Genomic DNA, 6833 nt, shown 5'->3' with positions numbered 1-6833 from the left:
GAGCTCATCATCTCGGGCAGAATTGATCCAAGCGACAAAGCCAAAATGGCGGAAGTCATGCAAGCTGCAACGATTTACGGGATCAACCATTCTTTCGTTATCGCTACATGACTGAGTGTTGTTGCACTCGTGCTTGCATTCTTCATCCGTAAGGTGCAACCGCACGAGGATTCAAGAGAGGCTACTACAACTGCCTCGGTCACTGCTTTGTTTGAGGATGACTGAGGAAATTGTGGATTTGCGGCTATGTTGCACTTTGTACAATATAAAAGGTGCCTCTGACCTACTATGTGGCACCCCATTGTATAAAGTACAACCATTTCAACCTAAATGGCGGGAAATCAACAGTTTACAGCCCTCCACGTTGTATAAATTACAATATAGAGGATACTCAAGCATCATCCAAGCGTTAATGGTTGTATAGAATACAACATAGAAGAGACCATTAGACCGTTAGGCTCAATGCCTTGACGGTCTTTCCTATAGGTAGCTGAATGTACCGCTGGGCAAGTTCCAAACATAACTTCCTCACGCTGCACTTTTACGATAAAATAAGTGGAGGTAACTGGAATTCATTGCAGGTAGGGAAGGTGGCAGAATCTGTGGAAAATATCGTAAGTCAATCGTGGCTGCTCGGGCAGCTGGGCGATGCCAACATCGTCATAGCGGATTGCCGTTTTGCGTTAGGACAACCTGAATCTGGCAGAAATCATTATGAGCAAGATCATATAACGGGAGCTGTATACGTCGATCTGGAGAAGAACTTATCCGGTGCCATTATGGCGCATGGAGGTAGGCATCCGCTTCCTGATCTCGGTGCATTCTCCATCCTCGTGGGCAGCCTCGGGATCGATGGCACCAAAACCGTCGTCGCTTACGACGATCAAGGCGGGGCCATGGCTTCGCGCCTATGGTGGATGCTGAAATTCCTCGGGCACTCCGAGGTATACGTACTCGACCAAGGATATACCGCTTGGAAAGCAGCAGGCTACCCTGTCACGAATGAAGTGTCCGCTCCGTATCCGCGTACCTTYTCACCGAAGGTGCAGCGCACCATGCTGGCTTCCATGGATGAGGTCAAGGACAAGCTGGGTCGCCCGGGCGTCGTGCTCGTGGACTCGCGTGAGGAGCGCCGCTACCTCGGCTTGGAAGAGCCGATCGACCCTGTGGCCGGTCACATTCCCGGCGCGCGGAATTACTTCTGGAAAGGCGTGCTCGGCGCTGACGGCGCTTGGTTGCCAGCCGCGAAGCAGGAGCAGCATTTTGCCAGCTTGCGCGATGCCGATGAAATCATCGTCTATTGCGGCTCTGGCGTGACGGCTTGCCCGAACGTGCTGGGTCTGAGCGAAGCGGGTTTTGATAACGTGAAGCTCTATAGCGGAAGCTGGAGCGACTGGATCTCGTGGGCAGATAACCCGGTGGCGACGGGCGAGGAGGAATAGGTTAGAACCCGTATCGTACACGGGTTTGGGGGTTGTGACAGGTTGCCGAGAGCCAGGCTGTTGCAGCCCTCTTTGGGCTTTTCGTTCAACAGCTGTAAACAAAATTCACGTTCTGCCGAGTGATATTAGCCATTCGTATTGACGATAACAGAGAAGTTGAAATTGCAAGATGGACAACATCTTCAAAATGTGGAGGAGTGATTGCGGTTGTTGGAAATATTGCAGCAACAGTACGGCTGGATCAGATCAGCAAGACAAAATATGTTTGCGTTCTTGGAAGAACTCCCTAATGAAATTTTACACCAACCAATTTCCGGATTTGGGCGTGGAACGATTTTACGAACCCATATTCATGTCGTTGACTCATACAGGTTCTGGTTGGAAGCTTTCGCGTTTAGGAGGATAAATGAGTATAGTGATATTCCCCTACACGAGATTGAAGGCGCTGATGTGAAGTACGTTCGTGAAAGATTTGCGGTAGTGGATGAACTCGTACAACGGTACTTAAACGAATACTGCGATCGTTTATGTGAACCTATCGAACAAGACGAAAGCTGGGAGGGTTACCCGAAGACAGCAACTCCTTTATTTCTAATCACTCATGTTGCGACACATGAATTCCATCACAAAGGTCAAATCGTATCAATGGCAAGGCATTTGGGCTACCCTCCTCCAGCCGATGATCGTCTAGGCGGACTGTTCACGTGACGGCTGTCGAAGCCAATTCTGCAGCTGGAGCGACTGGATCAGTTGGGAAGATAACCCGATGGCGACCGGGGAAGAATAAGAGCACGCGTGACTTGTGCGGTGCGGGCTTACAAATCTATTTTGGCTTGGCCTTTCTGCCCTATCATATTGCCGCGACGGAATGGCTGTCGATTAGTGCTTTGGCTGCGACAGAGAACAATTCAGGCTTGAATTCGGACTTGTTCACATAAGCGACCATGACCGCGCCGCTCCATAACATACGAAGCTGTTCGGAGAGTTCACGGGAATTGAGGAGCCTTGCCTCTTGGGCCAATAGGGTCACTTCGTCCCAGATGTCGTTTCTGCTCTGCAGTGCTTTAACATGATTAGGGTGCTCGGTTTCAGGGAACTCCACAATCGTATTCATGAAAGGGCATCCCCGATAGGTAGCACGCTTCAAACGTTCAGCTATATACTCCATCAGATAACGTAGCTGATCGAGACTGGACTCCGGATGCTCCTTCCGTGCATGTTCGACATCTTCCAGGAATCGGAGGCGACGCTGCTCCAGGTACGCAGCTACCAGAGCATCCTTGGTCGTGAAACTTCGATAGAAGCTGGCCTTGGCTACACCTGATTCATGAATGATTCGGTCAATGCCGACCGCACGCACACCTTCTTGATAAAACAACTCATCAGCCACTCGTAAAATGCGTTCCTTCGCGGTTTCCTTCTTTTCCATTTGCGCTTCACCTGCCCGAAAATATGTTTATATTTTAAAAGAAAAATTTAGAATGAGACAGATCTGTCTATAACATTTTAAATAAGAACATGTCTGCTGTCAACAAATGAGCCGATCTTGCTTCGTCAGTCTTACTGTTCCCTTGCCGGTTCTTGCCCTATTCGTCCGCTTCAGCTTGCATATTGATATCTATCATGCTGTGGAGCATAATTCATCGTATATCAGCAAGAGGGGAGTCCCGACCATGATCACACATTTTGCTAAATTAGAACTGAACACCGTATCCATTCAGGGCGTGAAACAATTTTATGCCAACCAGCTGCAATTTCCGGTCAGTTATGAGTCTGCGGATGAAATACACGTGCAACCTTCGGACCATTGTACTTTGGTTTTTAAAGAGGCTGACCAGCCATTACATCCCGCTCATTTTGCCTTTGAGGTTCCGCTCACAGCATTTGATGAGATAGTGAACTTTCTCCAAAAGGCTGGGGTAACGCTTCTACATTGGCCTGACGGCAGATGGGTAGAGGAGTTTGAAACAGGCAAAAATGTTTATTTTCGGGACGGAGACGGTAATTTGTTGGAGATTATTGCGCATACCTATGTGCAAGAAGGAGTACTTCCTCCAAGCGGTTATCTCAAGATACTGTATCTGAGAGAAATCGGATTTCCGGTAGATGACGTGATTGCATTCAGAGAGCTGCTTGTGGATCTATTTGACTTTAAGCTGGATAAAGTTGTGGACAATTTTACTTTTGCCATCGGGGGAACCGCGCATGCCGTTGTTGTTTCGAAAAAGAGAAAATGGATTCCTATTGCCATGACTGCTCTGCGGCCTGCTATGAACGTTACGTTTGGAGTGCCAAGTGCTCAGGAAGTAAGCAGAATTAGCAATAATTTAGACAGTAAAAATATCCCATACACCCTGGAGAATGATAGACTTCATTTTAAAATAGGCCTGTATAACCTTCATGTACAAATCACAGCTTTTCCTGAACATATCCCGGCGCTCTTGCAACTGCCATACTCTCTCACGCAAAACTAGAGCCTCATCCTAACTTCTGTGCATAATTCTATCTGCGACCCATAAATTTTGTGAAATCTTGACCTATTTTGTCGCCCCAATATGCTAGAATAAGGGAATCAGATGGAAATTATATGCAGAGGGGTTTGTGGATGAAGAACAAGAGTGGGATTTTCGTAGTGGGTTGTCTTGGTTTTATTGGCTTGCTGGTGTTAATTGCGATCATCACAGCAGCTGTTGTATGGGGGCAACGGGGGACGGCGATTGCGCTGGATGAGCAGATCAAGTCGCAGCACGTCGCGAATAAGTCAAACTACGATAACATGTGGAAAAGATTCAAAGAAATGGCCCAGGTAACCGACATGCAGGCTGATGATATCAAAAAAGTATATACCGACCTCATTGCAGGCCGTTACACGGATACGCAGGTGCTGTTCAAAGTGGTACAGGAGCAGAATCCGCAAATGAGCAAAGATTTGTATACGAAGCTGCAAAATGAAATTTCTTCGGCACGCACCGAGTTTGATCGGAATCAAAAGAAAATTGCCGATCAGGTTCGCGAGTACAACACGCATATTAGGAAGCACGTGCTGATGAACGCTATTTTCCATTTCCAAACTATGGATGCGGAGAAATTTATCATTACTTCGGACCGCACGAGCGATGCGTATCAAACAGGCAAAGATAACGAAGTGAAGCTGAGGTAGCAGATGGCGTATTGGGCAGCGTTATTTCTCGTTCTGATTGTTGGTTTTGCCATTGAACTTGTAACGGGCCGCAAATGGTGGCGATATGTGCTGACATCGGTACTCGCCGCCCTCCTATTCGCGGGCGTAGTAGCCAGTGATTTTTTTCTGAGGACGGTCGATACAGAGGTCTGGTCAGGAGCCGTTACGGACGTGGAGCACAAAGAGGAGTGGGACGAGTGGATCGCAGGCAGCGAAGAATGCTCCACGGACAGTAGAGGTCACAAGAGTTGTACCAAAGATCCAGGGCACTACGAGCACCACGAGGCAGTAAACAAACTCAAAACCTCAGACAATGGGTGGTTTGAAGTGAGCAGGTCCATGGACGGAAGGACTAGATTCTCGGACAGGTCCCCGAATACGGCAGCAGAGTTGGCCAAATATTTTCCGCCAGGGACACCTTCAGCCTCCGTGCATCTGTATGTGAATAAGGTGAGAGGTTCTTATAGCCTTTTTAAACATAGCGACATTGATCTGAAGGATTATCCCGAGCTGCCGGAATATCCGAGTTTCGTCTCGGAGGTGCTTCACGTCGATAGAATTGTGGGCAATGTGCCGAACAGGCAGAGAGCTCTGGCGGCGTTGGCGGCATGGAATACCGAGCTGAACAAAGCAGTGCCCGACCCGGATCATCCCGGAGAGACGAAGTCGTGGAAGCAGGTCAATCTGATTTTTGTGAATATGGGGACGGATTTGCCGCAAGCTTATGGCTATGCTCTCCAAGACAAATGGAAGAACGGGAACAAAAATGATTTCATCGTCAGCTTTAGTCCGGCTTCGGATGGCACTATGAAATGGGTGCATGCCTTCTCGTGGAGTGRGGTGGATATGCTCAAGCTTGAAGTTCAGGACTATCTGATGGAGCAGGGGTATGGCAAGGATTTCGTGCCAATCGTGGATCATGTGGCTCAGATGGTGGCGGACCAATTCGTGCGCAAGCAGTTTGCGGACTTTAACTATTTGCAAATTGAAGTGAGTGAGACGTCGACTTGTATCATTTGGGGTCTTGAGATGTTTGTGCTGCTATTTTATATGTACAGATGCATCCTAACCTTCGTGCGTCGACGGCGAAATATGACATATGATTATTAGTAGGTAAAAAAGCGTTCTCCCACTGGATAGTGAGAGAGCGCTTTTGGTGTTTAACTTTGTGGCTGGCTAAAAGGTCACTTCCAAACGAACAGGGCAATGGTCGCTGCCCAATGTCTGGCAGTCGATGTCGGCGGCGACAATGCTTGCACTCAGCCTCGCAGAAGCGATGAAATAGKCGATCCGCCATCCGACATTCCGTGCTCGCACGCCGGGCATATTGGACCACCAGCTGTATACGTCGGTCCGGTCCGGATAGAGATGCCGGAAGGTGTCGATGAAACCGGCCTCCAGCAGCTCAGTCATTTTCCCGCGCTCCTCTAGAGTGAAGCCGGAGTTGTTGTGGTTGCCCTTGGCGTTCTTCAGGTCGATCTCCTGATGGGCGACGTTGAGATCGCCGCAGGCGATAACCGGCTTCTGCGCATCCAGCTGCGCGAGATAGCTGCGGAAGCGATCCTCCCATTCCAGGCGGTAGTCCAGCCTGGAGAGATCACGCTTTGCGTTCGGTGTGTACACCGTCACTAGGTAAAAGTCTTCGAACTCGAGTGTGATAATCCTGCCCTCGGGCTCTTCGTCCTCCTCCATGCCATAGCGCACGGAAAGTGGCTCGAGCTTGGTGAAAACGGCTGTGCCGGAGTAGCCTTTTTTGACGGCGTAGTTCCAGTATTGCTTGTAGTCCTCGCCAAGTTCGAGGGCGATTTGTCCCTCTTGGAGCTTCGTCTCCTGTACACAGACGATATCGGCATCCGTCTCCTTGACGTAATCTACGAAGCCTTTATTCACGCATGCGCGCAGTCCATTCACATTCCACGATACTAGTTTCATTCGTCAATTTCTCCTAACGTTCGCGATGATTTCTCATATTAGTGTAACATAAGATCGACTTATGCTGCATTAGAGAGCGGGTTTCAACCGGCAACCCCGACCGCCGAACGAGGACTGCCGACCGCGGACCGTCGACCGCGGAACCCCGACCCCAACCCAACCCAATCCAATCCAACCCAACCCAACCCAACCCAACCCAACCCCCGTCGACCGCGGAACCCCGACCCCAACCCAACCCAATCCAATCCAACCCAACCCAACCCAACCCAACCCAACCC

8 protein-coding genes are annotated in these 6833 nt (G+C 49.4%); 5 read left to right on the top strand and 3 right to left on the bottom strand.

Annotation, left to right across the window (positions count from 1 at the left end; genetic code table 11):
• Positions 1–602: 602 nt before the first annotated feature.
• Together AC1DUA_RS17130 and AC1DUA_RS17125 are read left to right on the top strand one after the other, a co-directional pair.
• Positions 603–1442: a sulfurtransferase gene (locus AC1DUA_RS17130; protein WP_477500919.1), complete on the top strand. Its 840-nt coding sequence runs from the start codon at positions 603–605 to the stop codon at positions 1440–1442.
• Positions 1443–1649: 207 nt separating this feature from the next.
• The gene (locus AC1DUA_RS17125; RefSeq protein WP_477500918.1) at positions 1650–2150 is read left to right on the top strand and encodes a DinB family protein; all 501 of its coding nucleotides are present in this window, start codon (positions 1650–1652) and stop codon (positions 2148–2150) included.
• 142 nt (positions 2151–2292) lie between these two features.
• Here the strand turns inward: AC1DUA_RS17125 and AC1DUA_RS17120 are convergent, their stop codons facing one another.
• Positions 2293–2871, bottom strand: coding sequence for a TetR/AcrR family transcriptional regulator (locus AC1DUA_RS17120; protein ID WP_477500917.1), 579 nt, complete (start codon positions 2869–2871; stop codon positions 2293–2295).
• Between the two features lie 244 nt (positions 2872–3115).
• Between AC1DUA_RS17120 and AC1DUA_RS17115 the strand changes: the two genes are divergently transcribed.
• The 3 genes from AC1DUA_RS17115 (at position 3116) to AC1DUA_RS17105 (ending at position 5733) form a co-directional block, all read left to right on the top strand.
• Positions 3116–3916: a VOC family protein gene (locus AC1DUA_RS17115; protein WP_477500916.1), complete on the top strand. Its 801-nt coding sequence runs from the start codon at positions 3116–3118 to the stop codon at positions 3914–3916.
• Positions 3917–4047: 131 nt separating this feature from the next.
• Positions 4048–4602 carry a hypothetical protein gene (locus tag AC1DUA_RS17110; RefSeq protein ID WP_477500915.1) on the top strand — a complete coding sequence of 185 codons (555 nt, stop codon included), beginning with the start codon at positions 4048–4050 and terminating at the stop codon, positions 4600–4602.
• A 3-nt stretch (positions 4603–4605) separates the two neighbouring features.
• The gene (locus tag AC1DUA_RS17105; RefSeq protein WP_477500914.1) at positions 4606–5733 is read left to right on the top strand and encodes a hypothetical protein; all 1128 of its coding nucleotides are present in this window, start codon (positions 4606–4608) and stop codon (positions 5731–5733) included.
• A gap of 66 nt (positions 5734–5799) precedes the next feature.
• Here AC1DUA_RS17105 and AC1DUA_RS17100 read toward each other — a convergent pair whose 3' ends face one another.
• Both AC1DUA_RS17100 and AC1DUA_RS17095 read right to left on the bottom strand, forming a co-directional pair.
• Entirely contained in the window at positions 5800–6555 is a 756-nt protein-coding gene (locus AC1DUA_RS17100; protein ID WP_477500913.1) for an exodeoxyribonuclease III, read from the bottom strand.
• Between the two features lie 69 nt (positions 6556–6624).
• Positions 6625–6833: hypothetical protein (locus AC1DUA_RS17095; RefSeq protein ID WP_477500912.1), on the bottom strand; the 209-nt coding region annotated here is incomplete at its 5' end.

It is taken from the genome of Paenibacillus sp. 01T422, assembly GCF_056398785.1.
Note: the sequence above shows the minus strand (reverse complement) of the source record. Positions and strands in the feature narration are given on the sequence as shown.

Excerpts from the sequence above, each read along its gene's own strand:
- AC1DUA_RS17120 (WP_477500917.1), bottom strand. The coding sequence starts at position 2,871 with ATGGAAAAGAAGGAAACCGCGAAGGAACGCATTTTACGAGTGGCTGAT.
- AC1DUA_RS17115 (WP_477500916.1), top strand. The coding sequence starts at position 3,116 with ATGATCACACATTTTGCTAAATTAGAACTGAACACCGTATCCATTCAG.
- AC1DUA_RS17110 (WP_477500915.1), top strand. The coding sequence starts at position 4,048 with ATGAAGAACAAGAGTGGGATTTTCGTAGTGGGTTGTCTTGGTTTTATT.